We start from the raw sequence: 17362 nt of genomic DNA on the forward strand, positions 1-17362 counted from the left end.
ATTTCCATGGACAGTCAACTTCTCACCGCATCCATCGAGGCCGATTCGCAGTTGCCTCCTTTCGGTGTGGCCCTAGTGTCGCATACTTCGATCGGCGCATCGGCGGCGATGACCGCCGGATTTATCGGCCATCGCATCTTGCCGCGTTGCGTGCCTCCCTGTCCGCGCCGAGATCAGATAGACGTCACCACCAGCGCGCCCACGTTCGCGATCGCCGCATTGCTGCGTGCCGCGTCGCCATCGGTTTCAGTCAGGTACACGGTTACCAGCACCGGACCGCGTCCGGGCGGCCACAGAATCGCCACGTCGTTGGCGGTGCCGTGATCGCCCGTTCCGGTCTTGTCGCCTACGCCCCACTCCTTCGGCAGCTTCGCGCGAATCCGTGCGCCGCCGGTCTCGTTGGCCACGAGCCAGGCCAGCAGTTGCGCTCGCGACGACGAGGACAAACGCTCGCCGAGCAACAGCTCGCGCAGATTGCCAAGCATGGCGTTGGGCGTGGTGGTGTCGCGCGGATCGCCGGGAATGGCTTCGTTCAGTGTCGGCTCGTTACGGTCCAGACGCGTGATGCCGTCACCGAGGCCGCGGGCGAACGCGGTCAACCCAGCCGGCCCGCCGAAGGTCGCCAGCAACAGATTCGCCGCTGTGTTGTCGCTGAGCGTGATCGCCGCCTTGCATAGCTCGGCGATGCTCATGCCCGCGTCACCGGTCAGCTCGCGTGTGTGCTTGCTCGTAGCCGGCGAGTTCGACACCACGTCGCTTTGTGAGAACACCACGCGCCGCTGCAAGTCTTCCTCGCCGCGATCCGTGCGCGCCAGTACGGCGCCCGCCGCCAGTACCTTGAAGGTGCTGCACATCGGAAAGCGCTCGTCGGTCCGCAAGCCGGCGTGCAAGCCGGACATCGTATCGACGATCGACACACCCAGCCGCCCGCCGCTCGCCGCTTCGATTTCAGCGAGCCGTCTACGGATCGCATCCGCCTTGGCCAGCGCGCGTCCTTGCGCCGCCGTGCCCGTTTTCATCGCCTTGCCGCATGCCTTGCCGAACGCGCCGGCACTGCCAACCGCAACCCCAGCTATCGAAACACCCAGCATCGCGCCCGCGAACTTGCGTCTTGTGATCATCGCCGCTCCTTTGTGTGAAGCCGCAACTATCGGTTTTCCGCCGGCCGCTGACAAACGATGATAAGTTAGCCAACTCACAAGAAAAACTTATGCCTTCGCCATGAGACCGTACCTTCCGTTAAACGCGCTGCGCGCCTTCGAATCGTCCGCCCGACACCTGAGCTTCACGCGCGCGGCGCTCGAATTGAACGTCACCCAGGCCGCCGTCAGCCAGCAAGTCAGAACCTTGGAGGAGCGGCTGGGCACCGCGCTCTTCAAGCGTCTGCCGCGCGGCCTCGCCATGACCGACGAGGGCCTCGCGTTGCGTCCGGTGCTGACCGACGCATTCGATCGCATTGAGGCCGTGCTCAAGCAATTCGAAGGCGGCCACTTTCACGAGGTGCTGACGGTCGGCGTGGTGGGCACCTTCGCGGTGGGCTGGTTGATGCCTCGCCTCAAATCGTTTCGCGACGCGCATCCGTTCGTCGAACTGCGGCTGCTGACGAACAACAACCTGGTCGATCTCGCCACCGAAGGTCTCGACTTCGCGATCCGTTTCGGCGACGGCACGTGGCCCGGTTCGCTCGCGACCCGCCTGCTCGACGCGCCGCTCGCGCTGCTCTGCACGCCGGAAATCGCGGCGCGTCTGTCGAAGCCGGAGGATCTCGCCGACGAGACCTTGCTGCGCTCCTATCGCGCCGACGACTGGATGAGCTGGTTCACCGCCGCCGGTATTCCGCCACGGCCAATTCGCGGGCCGGTGTTCGATTCGTCGCGGCTGATGGTGGAAGCGGCGATGCAGGGCGCGGGTATCGCGCTCGCGCCCGCGCTGATGTTCGATCACGAGATCAACACAGGCCGGCTGGTGCGCCCGTTCGAAGTGGAGGTTCACGCCGGCAGTTATTGGCTGACATGGTTGAAGGGCAAACCCATGACGCCGGCGATGCTGCTGTTCAATCAGTGGATCATCAAGGAAGCGTCTGCGCAGGTGCGGAGCTAGGCAGCTAGCAAAGCGCGGCGATGGCCATTCATTGCGGGACGCTCCGCTTGCGGCGGAAACACATTCCACGAACCGTCGTCATGACGGAAAAAGAAGATCGACAGCAGACCGCTCGGCCGCAAGGCTTCCACACACACATAGCGCTGATGTTGCGACGCACGGTGGCAGAACTGCACGACACGTGCGGGCATCGACGGGGTCGGGGCGAGCCATTTGTCTACGGCCCAATGCAAGGACTTTTCTGCGGCGGCCATGATGTTCTCCTTGAATCCTTGAATGATTGAGTCACTAAAATGAGTCACTGAGATTCGGTGTCGCCGGTTCAGGCCATTTGCGCGGAACCGTGAACGCCCTTCGCGGTGCTTTCCACAAAAGCCTTCACGAGGCACACCAGCGCATGCATGCCGGTGCGCGGATGGCGCAGGCAGCAATGCACTTGTTCGCTACGGCTTTCGCCGAGCAGGCACCATGCGCAGAAGTGCTCGCAGTTGTTGGTCAGCAGGCGATAATGGTTTTCGCCGAGGCGGGAGCGTGCGCGGCGCACGGCTTCGTCGCCGACGTAGCGGGCGGACGGGGTTGAACGGATCGTCAGCGGATGGCCGGCGGCGAAACGTTCCAGTTCCACTTCCTCAACCGGGCCGCGATGCGCCGAACTCGCAAAGCCTGAGTAATGAACCACGCGGCCATTGCCCACATAAATGCCGTGGTGTTCGTACCCGGGGCGTTGCGTGACGAGATGCGCGCCGATCGGCAGGTCGATGGTGGACGCAGCGTCGCAGCGGTCTTCGCTGTTTTCGCTGCTGGTTTGGTTCGTGTTCATGGCTGGCCTCGCTTCGATTTCCAACACTGTTGCGAGATCTTTTGCATCATTCGGGCCATGTGCGCGAAAGCCTTTATTTAAAGGGCTTCGCGGGAAAACGAGGCGTTCCGGATGCGACGAGTGTACGTTGCGGGCCGACAGAAATCTGGCCGAAGTGTTGGCGAGCGGCGCTCTTTTGTCGCTGCGGTGGAAGGGGATGTGCGTCGATTGAAGAGGCGCGGCGAGCACGAGGAATGTGTTGGGTCGCGCACCGTTTCGAGTACGGGCATGTTGGCTGCCAGCCGACCGATGAATTCATGCGAGCAGGTGCCCTGTATACGCAAGCTCGCGGAATCGTCCGGCAATCAAGGCGTTACGACAAACCGCCTGAATCACTCACGAATTGGCATGGCACTTGCACTATAACGGCCAGATACTTCTTAACCGCGCGTCACCGCGCGCGTTACACACGCGGCCAACCGGAGAAACGACATGGCTTCTATTACAGTAAGCGACCTCTCGCTGAACCTCGCGCTAGATCGTAAAGCGATGGCGGCGATCCGCGGCGGCGGCGGCGCCCCGTGGGTGTACGGCTGGATTCAGCCTTATGTACGCGATACGCCGAGCTTTGGACCCGTCGTGAACCTGTACGATGTGACGAACAACTTCTATGCTAACCAGATGATCAACACGTTCCAGTCGGTCGATGTACGCAACACCGGCGCGAACTCGAACATCAGTGTCTCTCCCGAAGCACGCAGCAGAAACGATACGGTGTAAGCGTTGTGACCTGTGCGAGCCAATTTCGCTGGACGTCGTCCGCGCGCTCCGACGCCGGGCGCGTCCGCGAGATCAACGAAGATGCCTGCCTCGACCAGTCCGCACTCGGACGCTGGGCCGTCGCCGACGGCATGGGTGGACACGCGGTCGGCGATCTGGCGAGCCGTCTGGTGATCGATGCGCTTGGCCGGCTCGCGTCACCGGTCAGCATGAAGTCCTTCGTCGCCGACGCGCGCGCGCGCCTGCAAACCGCCAATCGTCAACTGCGGGAAGAAGCCGCGCGCCGTCAGGTGCAGCGTATCGGCAGTACGGTCGTCGTGCTGCTCGCCTGCGATCGTTTCTGCGGCTACATCTGGGCCGGCGACAGCCGCCTGTACCTGCTGCGTGAAGGCAGCCTGCGGCAACTCACGCGCGATCACAGTCAGGTGGAAGCGCTCAAGTCGCTCGGCGTGCTCACCGAAGAAGAGGCGCGCCATCATCCGGCGCAGCACATGATCACGCGCGCGGTTGGCGCCACCGACGTGCTCGAACTCGACGACGATGCCATCGAGGTCGCGGACGGCGACGTCTTCCTTCTCTGCAGCGACGGCCTGAGCAACGAAGTCGGCGAAGACGACATGCTCGCTGTGCTGAGCAAGACGGCAGGCGCGAACGCGTCTGAAGAACTCGTCGACCTGGCGCTCGCGCGCGGCGGCCGCGACAACATCACCGCCGTGGTCGTGCGCGCCGAAGACCCTAATGCGTCAGACAAAACTCTGCTTAACCCGGCGCCATGAAGCTATTGGCGTGACGCGGCGGTCTCAGGTCTCGTTGTCTTCATCGTCGTGGTCTTCAGCGCCGTTCTTGTTCCCGGCCGGCTGATTGCGATTGCGGAAATCCTTCGAATGCAGGCCGTGTTTCTTCAGAAGCATCTGTAGATGCGAGCGGTTCATGTCGATACGACGCGCGAGTTCCGCGACCGTGCCGCTCACTTCTCGAAGGCCACGCTCGAGAAAGGCTTTTTCGGCGTCGTCGCTGGCGGCACGCTTTGCGTCGCTCAGCGACATCAGGTTCGCCACGCTGATCGGCTCCTGCCCCGTTGCGGTCGTGGCGCTGGCTGCCACCGCCGAGCCGGGCGCCGCCGGCCGCATGTCCACCGGCAAATGTTCGACATCGGCCATATCGCCGGCCAGACACGACACCCGATACATCACGTTGCGCAACTCGCGGATATTGCCCGGATACGCATAGTTCAGCAGAAAGTCCCGCAGACGCGGCGTCATTCGCACGGGCCTGCGCTTTAACGTGCCGGCGGCTTCATCGCCGAACCACGCGATCAGCAGTGGAATTTCATCGCGACGCTCCCGCAGCGGCGGCAACGTCACATGAATCACGCTGAGCCGGTAGAACAGATCCTCGCGGAACTTGCCCTCTTCGCTGAGTTGCCGCAGATTGCGATTGGTCGCCGCGACGATGCGCGTATCCACCGCAATCGTTTCATCGGATCCGACGCGCTGGATCTCATGCGCTTCCAGCACGCGCAGCAGCTTCACCTGGCCGGCGAGCGGCAACTCGCCGATTTCGTCGAGAAAGATGGTACCTGTATGCGCGCTTTCGAATTTCCCCTTGCGATCGTTCGAAGCGCCCGTGAACGCCCCCTTGCGATGCCCGAACAATTCCGACTCCAGCAGATTGTCGGGAATCGCGCCGCAGTTCACGGAAATGAAGGGTTTATCGGAACGCGAGCCGTTGGCGTGAATCACCTTCGCCATCAACTCCTTGCCGGTGCCGCTTTCGCCGTCGATCAACACGGGCAAATCGGTCGGCGCCGCTTTCTCGGCGATTTCAAGCGATTCGAGCAGGCGAGGATTGTCGCCAAACGTCCCTTCGAAAATGAAACTGCGTTCGAGCAACGCTTTGCGGCGCGCGCCGCGCGATAAATCGCCGCGCTCCTGCGGCTCCGCGGCCACTGCCGCTTGCACGAAGCGCTCCTTGTGCGAGAGCTGCATCACTTCGTCGCGCAACGAGGTGGCTTGCCGGAGCAGCTTGTCGATGTCCGCGCGCTCCAGCCGCGACGACCAGCGCAATGTCGAGCGCAAAATCTCGATCCGCTCGATCAGCCCCGCGTACGAAATCGCGGGGCTGGCCTCTTCAACCTGGTCGAGTATCTTCATCATCACGCACTCAACTGTTTCTGGACCAGCTGGTAATACATGCCGCCGCGCTGGATCAGTTCATCGTGACGGCCCTGTTCGACAATCGCCCCTTCGTACAGCACGAGAATCTTGTCCGCACGCATGATCGTGCTGAGCCGGTGCGCGATGATCACCGCCGTGCGGCCCTTCAGAATGTCGTGCATATTGCCGAGGATGTTGCTCTCCGATTGCGAGTCCAGTGCCGAGGTCGCTTCGTCGAATACGAGCAGACGCGGATCGTGATATAGCGCCCGTGCAATGCACAGCCTTTGGATCTGCCCGCCGGACAACCCAATTCCGCGTTCGCCCACAATCTGCTCATACCCGAGCGGCATCTTGCTGATGAATCCATGCGCGTCGGCCATCTTCGCGACTTCCTCGATGCGGCGCCGGTCGGGCGCGTCGTCGCCGCTCGCGATGTTCTCCGAGATCGTGCCGGAGAACAGCAGATTACTTTGCATCACATAGCCGATCTGCGCACGGTAATAGGCTTTGTCGACCACGCCGAGATCGTAGCCGTCGATCGTCATCTTGCCTTCGGTCGGCGCGTAGAAGCCGACCAGCAATTTCGCGAGCGTCGTCTTGCCCGACCCGCTGCGCCCGACAATCGCCACCAGTTCGCCGGGTTTGATATCGAAGCTGATGTTTTCGAGCACGTACGCCGAGTCGTTTTCGCCGTAACGGAAATAGACGCCGCTGAGGCTGATTTCGCCTTGCAGTTCGGGCAGCATCACACGTGAAGGCAAATCCTGAGGCTTCTGCTCGGGCTCGATATCGAGCACATCGCCGAGGCGCTCCATCGCCACACCCGCGTCGTTCAACATGCTCCACAAGCCGACCAGGCCCATGAGCGGCCCCAGTACGCTACCCATGAATGCATTGAACGCGATCAACTGACCAATCGTCATTTCACGCGCGAGCACGAGATTCGCACCGACCCAGAGAATCGCAATCGTCGTCGCGGAGTTCAGCAACTGACTGCCGAGTCCCACGAGAATGTTGAACGCGTGCGCGCGATATTGCACTTCGAGTGCCTTCGCGTACTTCTTCTCCCAACGCAGACGCACCGGCCGTTCGATACCCATGCCCTTGATGGTCTCCACGCCGGCGAGCGCTTCCATCAGAAATGACTTCGATTCGGTCGACGCGGTGAACACTTCGCGCGCATAGCCTTTGATCTTCGGCGTGGCGATCGCGGTCAGCGCCATGATCGGAATGACGAACGCGATCAGCACCAGCGTCATCTTCACGTTGTAGACGAACATGATCGTGAAGTAGATGAACACCATCAGCAGATTCAGCGCCGTGGTGACGGTGGATTCGGTGAGGAACGCGCGGATCGTCTGGTTCTCCTGGAAGCGCGCGAAAATGTCGCCGGTCTTGCGCTTGGCGAAAAACGAAAACGGCAGCGACATGGTGTGCTTGAAGAACTGCGACATCATCGCGAAGTCCATGTTGCGCACCATGAAATTCGCGAGGTACGCGCGAATCGACGACATCAATTGCGAAAAGACATTGGCGATGATCAAGCCGCCAATCAGCAGATGCAGTAGGCTGACATTCTGATGCACGATCACGCCGTCGAGAATGTTCTGGATAATCAGCGGGGGAATCACGCCCAATACCTGAATCACGAAAGTGGCTAGAAACAGGTGGCCGAGAATCTTCTTGTACGGTTTGAGGTAGCCGACAAAGCGTATCCACGGCGAACGCGCGGCGGACATTTGCAGCAGATGCGGTCCACCTGTAAACAGCAGACAGGTGCCGCTCCAGCCGCGTTCGAAATCCTCCACGGTCATTTTTTTGAAGCCGACCGCGGGGTCCGCCACCCACACGTAATCCTTGGAGAGCCCGTACACCACGACGTAGTGATAGCCCTCCCAGTGCACGATGAACGGCAGATCGAAACCGCGCAACGAATCGAACGTACATTGCACGCCGCGCGCCGTGAAGCCGAGCGATTCACCGGCGCGGGCGAGACTGTCGAGCGTCGCACCCTGGGTCGTGACGTTGGCCAGTTCGCGCAATTTGCCGAGCGTCATCGGAATGCTGTAGTGGCGGCATACCATTGCAAGGCACGCTGCACCGCAATCCATTTCTTCGGCCTGTTCGACCAGCGCGAAGCGTTTGATGACTTTCTCGCCGAACTCGGGCTTGCTCTGCAAATCGAGCATCAGCGGCAGCTTGCGCCGCTGTTCGACCCGCTTTTGCCGCTGCAATTCGCGGTCGCCGTAGCGAATCCGCTCGTCGAGCACCTCGCGCAGCTTCGGATTGCGTTCGAGGATGAAATGGACCGTGCGCTCCGGAATGACCAGCAGCCGCGTATCAGTCGTCGCGACCACCGACGCCATCTGCTCCTGGCGCATCAAGCAAGCTTTTTCGCCGAATATTTCGCCTTCTCCGAGCGTGGCGAGCGTGTAGTCGTGCCCTTCCTCGTGCCGCACGATACGCACTGCGCCTTGGCGCACCACGTACAGGCGCCGGTCCTCGCGTCCGTCCTGCTTGAGGATTTCCTTGCCCGCAGCCACTCGTTTCACGCCGACGCTGCGCACATACTCTTCGAGTTCCGCCTTGTTCAGCTTACCCCGCAGATCGAATAACTGCGCTACGAAACCGCCCGCCGAATTGATCGCCACGTAGCTGGCAACGAAAGCCAAGGCAGCCTGATTGCCGGCCATGACCGGTTCGATCGCGGCACGCGGAATGAACAGCAATTCGGTTTTCGCCGATGCCCGCACTGACGCTTCGTGGACATAGGTACGCAACATCGCAATATCGGCGAAGATCTCGCCCGACTTGCGCACCCCCATGCTGGTTTCCTTGCCGTGCTCTTCCGTGAAGATCCGCACGGAACCCGAGCGAATCACGTACAGCCCGTCAGCCGTCTCGCCCGCGGAACAAACCGTTTCGCCGAACGAATAGAAGCGCGCTTGCGCATATTCGGCAAGACGCTCGATCTCATCGCGCGAAAACGGCGAGAGAATTTCCACCGAGGTGAGAAACTCGGCTGCGGAAGGCGCGGTCTGGGGTGCATCCATGTGCTTGCGGACCTCGAATCGGCGTGTCGTTGCGTTGTTTCAATACGGCGTGCTAGCCCCGATCGGGCTAGCGCGCTTCGATCACGTGCTCCTGAGCGCGTGCGATCAGCCAGCCCTCGCGCAGCAGCCGCCGGACTTCGGAGGCCACGTCAGCGTCGAGGGTCGCCGGATATTTGGCCGTCACGGCGAAAATCTCGAAGCACGAGCGATCCGCCGACGGAAACGGACCAAGCAGATCGCCCACCGCCGCGTTGAAAATCTTCGCTTCGATTTCCGGCTTCAACGAGCCGCGCAGCACCTTGCCGATTACGCCGCCCGCTTCGCGCGTATCCGCGATCGAATGCTCGCGCGCCATGTCGGCGAAACTGTCGGGATCGTCGTGCAGGTACGAAATCATTTCCTTCGCCTTGCCCTCGCTGTCGAGCACGATGTGGCTCACTTCGATCGCATCGAACTTCGGCGAATTCAGCGCGAAGTAATCCTTGATCGCGACCTCGTTGCCGATCTCGTCGAGCATCTTTTCCTGATACAGGCCGTCGGTAATGAAGGCCTCGAATTCGTCGAGGCTGACATTGAGGGCGTCGAGGTACTGATTCATATCCGTCGCGCGATGCAGGCCTCGCACGCGGCGGAACTGATCGGCGCGTTGCTGGATTTCATCGGCGGTGACAGTCATGCCTTGCTTCTTCGCCGCGTGAACCGTGAGCTTGTCGCGCACGATCTGCTCGATCAGGCTCTCGAACTGGCCGGTCAGTTTCAGAAGACGAATAAATTCGGCCACGTCCACGACTTCGTCATCGATTCGCACTATCGCGGTCATTTCTTCCGCTCCTTTAATTGACGTGTGATCCGCGCGGTCATCCCGCAACCTGCCTGAACGGATCGAGACCCAGATCGATCAGGCGCCGCTCGCGCACCACGATCTCAGCGCTTGCCGTCATGCCGTAGCGCAACGGATAGCGCGTGTCGGCAATCTGGTAGTAATTTTTGTCGAGCGTGACGCGGCCTTCGTAGACCGGCTGCTTGTCCGTCGCCGACGGCTTGGTGGCCGGCGAAATATAGGCCAGCGTGCCGCTGATCAGCCCATAGCGTTGATACGGAAAGGCGTTGAATTTGAGCTTGACGGGCAGGCCCTCATGCAGAAACGCGCGATCGTGTTCAGCAATTTCGATCTTCAGCACAGGCCGTGCGTCTTTGGGCGCAATGCCGCCGAGCGGCGCGTTCGCCTGAATCTTGTCGCCGCGCTGCGTCGACGTCACGTCGGTGATGACGCCCGAGACCGGCGCGAGAATCAGCAGGAAATTGTCTTTGTCGATGTTCTCGAAGCGAATCCGCGCGGCCGCTTCGGACACCAGCCGCGCACTTTGCAGTTGCAGGCGCAACTTGTCTTCCGCGTCGGTAATGTCGCGCACCGCCGAATCGTATTGAAGCTGCAGGTCGGTGGTCTGCTGGCCGCTGGTTTCCAGTTGCGCATTTGCCTGCGTATATTCGTGGCTCAAGCGGAAATCCAGCTCTGCGAGCTTCGATTGCGCGACCCGGTACGCGTTATCCGCTTCCATCGCCGCAGTGCGTTTCTGCTCCACCTGCAATTCGGCAATGCCGCCGCCGCCCGGCTGCGCGAAGAGACGCGAGTAGCGGTCCAGTTCCTGACGCGCCGCTTCACGCGTGCGCCGGGCATTGTCGAGGATGCTGCGTGCTTCGTCGAGTTCGGCCTTCTGCCCTTCCGCGAGTTTGGTGGTGCCTTCGGAGACGCGATTTTCGTGCTGGCGCGCTTCCACTTCCATCTGCGTCTTGAGCGCGGCTGCTTTGCGCTCCAACAGCGCCTTCTTCTCGGGGAATTGCTTCCAGTCGCGCTCGGCGTCTTCCAGTTTGAGTTGGGCTTGCAACGCGTTGCTGGCGGCCTCGATCGCGCCACGCGCATTCAGGCGCGCGAGCACGTCGCCTTTCGACACCGGTTGCCCCTCGGCGATATACAGATCGGCGAGTTCGCCGTCGATCGGCGCATAGATCCGGCGCACCTCCGATTCCGGCGACAAAGTGCCTTGCGCGCTGACGATCACGTCCGCGCGTCCCACGAACGACCACAACAGCCCGACCACGACCAGCGCGACCATCGCCCAGATCAGCGCGCGCGCGAGCCGCACCGGCTCCGCCATCAGAATCGCGATGCCCTCGACGCTGTGATCCTCCAGCGCCTCCGACAACGGCCTAGGGTGATTGTCGCGTTTCACTCTGCTCGCCCCCGATCAATGCCAGCTTCGCTTTCAGAAGTCCCGGATCCAGCACCATGCGCAACTCCGTCAGCGAACGGCGCTGCAAATTGGTTTCGGCCTCGATATCCGCAAGCAGCCGGTCGAAGTCGGCGGGATGATCGGCCTTCAGTTGCGTGTAGATTCGCATGCCCTGTTGCGCCGATGTTTGCGAATCGGAAAGCAGACGCGCCTCGCTGCGAAATCCCGGCGAAATACCGGCTTCGAGACGCTGCGTACCGCCGATCGAGCCACCCGCGCGATACTGTTTCCACAGGCTCTGGGCGCGCAGCATCAAGTCTTGCGCACGCGCCAGCGCTTTGTCGTGCAAGGCGGCGACGTCTTTCTGGATCGACTGCAGGAACCACACGTCCGTTGCCGGGTCGAGGCTCGCGTAGAACGACAGCAGGCGCTGGTCGTAATCCTTGTCGCCGTGCGTCTTCTGCAATTGCGCGTACTGATCGAGCAGTGCCTTCTTGTGCGCCAGTTCCGCCGCGAGCACGTCGGACCACGGCCCTGCGGGCATGGCCTGCAAACCTGCCAGCGCCTGTTGCGCGTCGCCACGCCGCCATGCCGCTGTCACCGCGTCATGGCGCGCAATCACGTCTGACGAAGGCAAACGGCTGGCCGCCAGCTGTTGAAATTGAGCCTGAAAAGGCGGCGTGCTGAAACGCGCCGACTTCAACATGGCGAGCAACGGCACCAGTTGCCGGCTCAACGCGGCGTTCAACAAATCCGTGTATTGGCGCAAATCCTGACGCACCCGATCAATGCCGGCGAGACGCGGGTAGCGCTGCGCGTAATCGTCGAGCACGGGAGGCAGCGCGTCGGGTTTGTCGCGCGCCAGTTCGGTGCGGATCGTCCCATTCAGACGGTCGATGGCGGCGAGGTACACCGAATCATCGCTTTCCAGTTTACGCAGATGGCTCAGCGCCTGCGCATAGGGATCGGCGAACACGGGCACGTAGGAAGCGATGCGGTCGAGCGCGCGCTGATGGCTCTTCGCGTCGTCTTCCCAGCGTTGCAGCAGGTTGTTGATCGTGCCCTCGTCCGCGTACATGCGAATCGGCGCGTCCATGCCGCCGCGCGCCGCGACGAAACGCTCCAGATCGCCCACCCATTGCAACTCGCCGATCAGCGACGCGGCGTCCGCATTGTTCGCGCTCAGCGAGCGCATCTCCTTGAGCAACGCGTCGGCTTGGTCGAACTGAGCCTTTTGTAACGCGTTCAGCAAGCTGGGGAGCTTCGCCTTCAACAACGCTTCGCTCGCTAGCGCGCTGACTTTGGTGTCCGTGGGATGGTTCGCCAGATAGCCCGATGCCGCCGTGACCGCGCTCGTGTAATCGCCGTTCGCCAGCAGGTTCTTCAACTGGCGCTCCGACGAACCGCGCATGTAAAGCGCCGACGCAATCGCCACTATCACCACGACGCCCACGCCGCCCCATGTCGCCATGCGCCGCACGCTCGCGCGATCGTCGATTGCAAACGCCTTGCCGAGTTCGCCCGCGAGCAAGCGCCAACGGCGCGGCCGGCCCTTCGCGGCGGCCGTGCTGGCAGCGCCATTCGCACCGTTGGTTCCGTTCGTGCCAGTCGCCCCTCTTGCCGTGCCGGTCGGCGCGTCGCGCTTCGCATGCGCTGACGCGGCCTGTGCCGCCTCGTTGACTTCGTCTTCGCGTTGGAGGCCGGGGTCGACGCAAAAGATATCGAGGAATGAATGCGCGGCGCCGATGAAGGTGGTCTTGTCGGGATCGGCTGCTTCGTCGGCGGCCGGATTGAGGAATAGTTGTGTCACGGTGGGCTCGACTTCAGGGGGTTTCTGCAGCGTCACCCTGTAGACGAAGTGGTCTCCGCCAAATGCAACGAGGTCGCCCTCTACCAGTGGCAGCGCGGACTCGTCCAGCCGCTTTCCGCCGACGAATGTGCCGTTGGTGCTGCCGAGATCTTCGACATAGAGCTCGCCACCCTTCAGAAAGATATGCGCGTGACGGCGCGAGATGTAATTGACCTGATGCGGATAGCGGTCCTTGTAGCGCGAGAAGACTTCGTCCGCTTTGCTGACCAGAAACGGAAATGCCTGCACCTCGATGGGTTGCAGGCCGAGATCGTCGCGCTGCGGCACGAGCAGCAATCCCGGTGCGGTGGGCGAACTCGCGGCCGCCACGATACGCGCGCGCGGCTCGATGCTCACCCGGTAGCAGAGCTCGCCGCCGAAGCACAGTTCGTCGCCGGCGCGCACGCGGGCCGGTGTTTGCCGCACCGCCACGCCGTTCACCGTCGTGCCGTTCTTGCTGCCGAGGTCGGCGACGTAGACCGCGCCGTGTTCCGTGAAAACCCGCGCATGACGGCGCGACAGGCGCGCAATCCGCTCGGCGGGATAGTCGGTAAAAGGTGCCTCGCTGCGCCCGATTGCAAACAGGTTGTCGACGATCCGGATCGCGTCGAGCGCGGGACGTTGCGCGGACGCAGCCGGCGACAACACCACGTCGAACGCGGCGTCTTCTGTCGCGCGCATCTCAGCAATCGGAGCTTCGCCGGCGGCCATTTTATCTGGATCACTAAGCGTTTACCCGCTGCGGCGAGAGCGCAACGGAAACGGGACGAAGGACTACGGCGGAAAGATATTGTTCGAGTGAGCCGTGCAAAAACCGGCCCCTTAAAGATTGTAAGTCACACATGGCGAGTGTCAATTTTCCGATCGTCGAATTATGAAGGCAACGAGTGCGTCAGATACAGCCGAAATACCCACGCTGCGCGCCACATTGCGGATTAGCTCAGTGTTCCTTTACTTCTGCCTGCACGTCGACGCTCGGCCAGCCGCCGCCCAGCGCTTTATAAAGCAGCACCGTGTCGGACAGAATCTGTTGATGGTTGGCGAGCAATTCCTGCTGCGCCTCCAGCAAGGTCCGTTCGGTTTCGAAAACCTCCAGTTGCGACACCACGCCGAGGCGCAATTGCGACTGGATCTGGTCCGCGACGATTTGCAGCCGCGACACCTCCTGCTGCAACTCCACCCGCTGTTCCTTGTGCGAATTCACATTGACGAGCGAGTTTTCCACTTCCTCGAACGCGGTCATCACCGCCGCGCGATACTGCTGTTCGGCCACCGTCGATTGCGCTTGCGTGACTTTCACATGCGCCCGCACGCCGGGATCGAGCAGCGGAATGTTGATGCTGGGCATAAAGCCGTACGTGAACGATTTCAGCAGATCGGTCAGCGCAAAACTCGCGGTGCCGGCGTGCCCGGTCAGGCTGATGGTCGGCAGCTGCGCGAGCTTGGCCTGCCCGACGAGGTCGTACGCTTCCAGCACTCTGAACTCGGCGGCCACCACGTCGGGACGGCGCGCCAGCAGTTGTGCGGGCAGACCGTCCGGCACGGGCGGCAATTGCACGCGCTGCTGCAAATGCCCCTTGGGCATCCGAAACTCGCCCGCCGGCACGCCGATCAGCGTGCAAAGCGCGTTATTGGCCAGCGCGCGTGAACGGCGCAGGTCGAGCAGTTGATTGGTCAGGCGGTTGATCTCCGCCTGCTGGCGCAACACCTGGGTTTGCGGTATGAGGCCGTTGCGGCGCTGGCCGTCGTAAATCGCGAGAATCTGCCGATTCGTTTCGAGCGTTTTCTGTTGCTGCTCGATCTGGTCGTCGAATTGCAGAATCTGGAAGTACGTGCTGGCCACGTTCGACACCAGTTCCAGATAGCCGGCGCGCCAGTCCGCCTCGCTGGCATGGAATTCGGCCTTTTGCGCCTGCACGCCCTTTTCGACTTTGCCCCAGATATCAATGTCCCAGTTCACCTGCGTCGCGAGGTTGTACTGCTTGGAGAAGGTCTGGTGCGTGGTCTTTTCGAAATCGGCGCCGAAGCCGAGATCCATGGTCGGCAAGGCGCCCGCTTTGGCTTCGCCGATCTGCGTGCCGGCCACGTCGATACGCGCGGCCAGTACCTTGATATCGAAGTTGCCGGCAATCGCTTTCGCGATCAGCGTGTCGAGATAGGGATCGTGGAAGCCTTTCCACCAGTCGGGTTCGATCGTCGCGGCGGCCGATACGGGCGCGCCTTTCTGATCCGACCACGAGGCTTTGGCAGGCGTGTCCGGACGCTTGTAGTCGGGCATGCTGACATCGACACAGGCCGACAGCGAAAGCGCGCATACCGTCGCCGCGCAAACGCAGCGCAGCGCAGATGTCCTGCGGAAGAAGCGCTGACGAGCTGATGAAAGCAACGCTGACACGATGGTCTCCGATGGCGCCCAATTCGTTGCACGAGTGGAGCGCGCCCTTTAAGTAAAGCATCTCCTGCGCGGCTTCACCATCGAAGCGATGCAAGAAGATCGGCGCGGGAATCGGGCGGTGAAACGGGGGGTCGCGTGAAAAGAACGATTGGCTGCGAAATCTTTTTGAGGAGCGGCCGGTAAGAGTCCGCGGAGGCTGTCGTGCCTCCGCGGCGGCCTGCGCCGTTTAGTGCACGTTGATGTTGTTGCTGGCGTACACGTGCGGGTTGATCGTGGACGAGATGCCCGAGACGAACGCTGCGTTGTTGCCGTTGGCGTTCTGGATGTTCATCGTTGTGTTGATCAGCTGGGTGGCGTCGACGGTCTTGCTGTTGTTCGGCGCATACACGGGCATGAAGTTGAAGTACGACGAGGACGGATAGTAGCCGGTGCCGCCGCGCACGGCGCTCATGGCCTTGCTGTCGAGTTGTTCGGTGATGGACAGGTCTTTGATCATCAGCGTGTTCATGGTAAATCTCCTGGGAAGGGAATACAGCACAGTTTGCGGTTGGGTTCGAGCAACTTGTCTGCTCGAGTGTCACTAATGCATGGGCTGTGCCAGGATTGCTTTCCTATCCTAAGAAATGTGCCGGAATGCTGTAGATAAAGGGTCGCGGGGCTGGCAGTGAGGCGAACGTGAGACAAAGCGGTGAAGCGGCGTCCGGAGGATGGTGGATTGCGGCCAACAACCCGTGAGAAATTGTCGGCTGCTGCGTGACACTGAGGCGCTAACCGATGCGCCGCGTCACGCCGCGCAATACGCAACCGCGCGTCACCGCGCAATGACGGTGATCTTCTTCGAATACACCGGCGGATTGTGCGGCACGTGCATGTCGTCGCCCATCAGCAACTGCAGCGTGTGCTTGCCCGGCGGGAGTTGAATCATGGTCTCCGTTTCGCCCGCGCCGAAGTGCAGGTGATTGCGATCCGATGGAATCTCCTGATCCATCGGCGGCAAGTCAGTGTCGATCAGCAGATGATGGTGGCCGGTATTCGGATACTTGACGCCTTTCGGCGCCACGCCCATGTAGCGCAGGCCGAACCACACCTTGAACGGCTTGTTGGCAGGGACGACCTGGCCATCGTTGGGATAGCCGATATACGCATAGGCGCCGGCCGGCGCCGGCGTGCTGCCTGCAAGAGCGACATTCGGCGAAGCCAATGCCGCCGACATGACGAGCGCCGCGACCGCGATGATCTTGTACATGAAGGTCTCTCCGTCCTGACGGACCCGCTTTGAACGAACGGATCGCGCTAGTCTTTTAGCACGGTGATGGTGATCTTTTTCGAATACACAGGCGGCACATGCGGCACGTGGTTGTGGTCGCCGAGAATGAGTTGCAGCGTGTGCTTGCCCGGCGGCAACTCGATTCGCGCGTCCGTCTCACCCGCGCCGAAGTGCAGGTGATTGCGATCCGATGGGATTTCCTGATCGAGCGGCGGCAGATCGGTGTCGATCAGCAGATGGTGATGGCCGGTGTTGGGGAATACGACGCCCTTCGGGCACACGCCCATGTTCCGCAGTCCCATGCGCACCCACAACTTGCCGCCGTGAATCACCGTGCCGTCCGATGGCCAGATGATGTATTCCTCGGCGCCCGGCGGCGACGCCGTTTGTTCGGCTGCCGCAAAGACGCTCGGCACCATGTTGCCGAACATGAGGACGAGCGTCGCGCGTAAAGCCCGGCGCAGCGCCTCGCGACGCGCATTCGATCCATGACGCACGTCGAGAACAACGGGGGTAACGGTTCTTCGCATAGCGCACTCTCCCGAAGAGTGGTCATGGCCAGGTCGGCTGCACAAGGCAGGCCGGGCGTTCCGGCTGGATGTCGCGGGCGCACGCGCGATTGGACGGCCACTTGGTTAAAACGAGCTTGCCGCCCTACTTTGTGAATTAGCTTAGGTCGTAACTTGCCAAAAAGATACGCCACACTCGTTAACCGTATAACGCATTCGG

15 protein-coding genes are annotated in these 17362 nt (G+C 61.7%); 3 read left to right on the forward strand and 12 right to left on the reverse strand.

Translation table 11 applies throughout. From position 1 onward, the window contains the following. Positions 1-173: 173 nt before the first annotated feature. Positions 174-1121, reverse strand: a complete 948-nt coding sequence (gene bla, locus P0D96_RS16305) for a class A beta-lactamase (protein WP_408314325.1) — start codon at positions 1119-1121, stop codon at positions 174-176. 100 nt (positions 1122-1221) lie between these two features. Between bla and P0D96_RS16310 the strand changes: the two genes are divergently transcribed. Further along, positions 1222-2100: a LysR family transcriptional regulator gene (locus P0D96_RS16310; RefSeq protein WP_408283955.1), complete on the forward strand. Its 879-nt coding sequence runs from the start codon at positions 1222-1224 to the stop codon at positions 2098-2100. Here P0D96_RS16310 and P0D96_RS16315 read toward each other — a convergent pair. After that, complete coding sequence (locus tag P0D96_RS16315; protein ID WP_132378856.1) at positions 2097-2354, reverse strand: hypothetical protein; 258 nt, start codon at positions 2352-2354, stop codon at positions 2097-2099. The genes P0D96_RS16310 and P0D96_RS16315 overlap by 4 nt on opposite strands. A 68-nt stretch (positions 2355-2422) precedes the next feature. Next, positions 2423-2920, reverse strand: coding sequence for a lecithin retinol acyltransferase family protein (locus P0D96_RS16320; RefSeq protein ID WP_408284007.1), 498 nt, complete (start codon positions 2918-2920; stop codon positions 2423-2425). Between the two features lie 471 nt (positions 2921-3391). On the opposite strand from P0D96_RS16320, the gene P0D96_RS16325 reads away from it, so the two are divergent. Both P0D96_RS16325 and P0D96_RS16330 read left to right on the forward strand, forming a co-directional pair. Next, complete coding sequence (locus tag P0D96_RS16325) at positions 3392-3679, forward strand: hypothetical protein (RefSeq protein ID WP_408283957.1); 288 nt, start codon at positions 3392-3394, stop codon at positions 3677-3679. A gap of 5 nt (positions 3680-3684) precedes the next feature. After that, complete coding sequence (locus tag P0D96_RS16330) at positions 3685-4455, forward strand: PP2C family protein-serine/threonine phosphatase (RefSeq protein WP_408314327.1); 771 nt, start codon at positions 3685-3687, stop codon at positions 4453-4455. Between the two features lie 24 nt (positions 4456-4479). Here P0D96_RS16330 and P0D96_RS16335 read toward each other — a convergent pair whose 3' ends face one another. From P0D96_RS16335 to P0D96_RS16375, 9 genes are all read right to left on the reverse strand, one after another. Further along, a complete protein-coding gene (locus tag P0D96_RS16335; protein ID WP_408283959.1) occupies positions 4480-5835 on the reverse strand; it encodes a sigma-54 interaction domain-containing protein in 1356 nt (451 codons plus the stop codon). After that, positions 5835-8891 (reverse strand): peptidase domain-containing ABC transporter, encoded by a 3057-nt coding sequence (locus tag P0D96_RS16340; RefSeq protein WP_408177279.1) that lies wholly within the window; start codon positions 8889-8891, stop codon positions 5835-5837. The genes P0D96_RS16335 and P0D96_RS16340 overlap by 1 nt, the downstream gene beginning before the upstream one ends. A 67-nt stretch (positions 8892-8958) precedes the next feature. After that, positions 8959-9711, reverse strand: coding sequence for a peptidylprolyl isomerase (locus P0D96_RS16345; protein WP_408177280.1), 753 nt, complete (start codon positions 9709-9711; stop codon positions 8959-8961). Positions 9712-9748: 37 nt separating this feature from the next. Beyond that, complete coding sequence (locus P0D96_RS16350; RefSeq protein WP_132378868.1) at positions 9749-11122, reverse strand: beta-barrel domain-containing protein; 1374 nt, start codon at positions 11120-11122, stop codon at positions 9749-9751. Then, the gene (locus tag P0D96_RS16355; RefSeq protein WP_408314329.1) at positions 11100-13682 is read right to left on the reverse strand and encodes an FHA domain-containing protein; all 2583 of its coding nucleotides are present in this window, start codon (positions 13680-13682) and stop codon (positions 11100-11102) included. Before P0D96_RS16355 ends, P0D96_RS16350 begins: the two co-directional genes overlap by 23 nt. Before the next feature lie 229 nt (positions 13683-13911). Continuing rightward, entirely contained in the window at positions 13912-15366 is a 1455-nt protein-coding gene (locus tag P0D96_RS16360; protein ID WP_408177282.1) for an efflux transporter outer membrane subunit, read from the reverse strand. Positions 15367-15592: 226 nt separating this feature from the next. After that, positions 15593-15874, reverse strand: a complete 282-nt coding sequence (locus P0D96_RS16365) for a hypothetical protein (RefSeq protein WP_132378874.1) — start codon at positions 15872-15874, stop codon at positions 15593-15595. Between the two features lie 303 nt (positions 15875-16177). Further along, positions 16178-16612: a DUF4399 domain-containing protein gene (locus tag P0D96_RS16370; protein ID WP_132378876.1), complete on the reverse strand. Its 435-nt coding sequence runs from the start codon at positions 16610-16612 to the stop codon at positions 16178-16180. A gap of 47 nt (positions 16613-16659) precedes the next feature. Then, positions 16660-17163 (reverse strand): DUF4399 domain-containing protein, encoded by a 504-nt coding sequence (locus P0D96_RS16375; protein WP_132378878.1) that lies wholly within the window; start codon positions 17161-17163, stop codon positions 16660-16662. Positions 17164-17362 lie beyond the last annotated feature (199 nt).

Source organism: Paraburkholderia sp. RL17-347-BIC-D (assembly GCF_046027915.1).
Classification (GTDB): Bacteria; Pseudomonadota; Gammaproteobacteria; order Burkholderiales; family Burkholderiaceae; genus Paraburkholderia.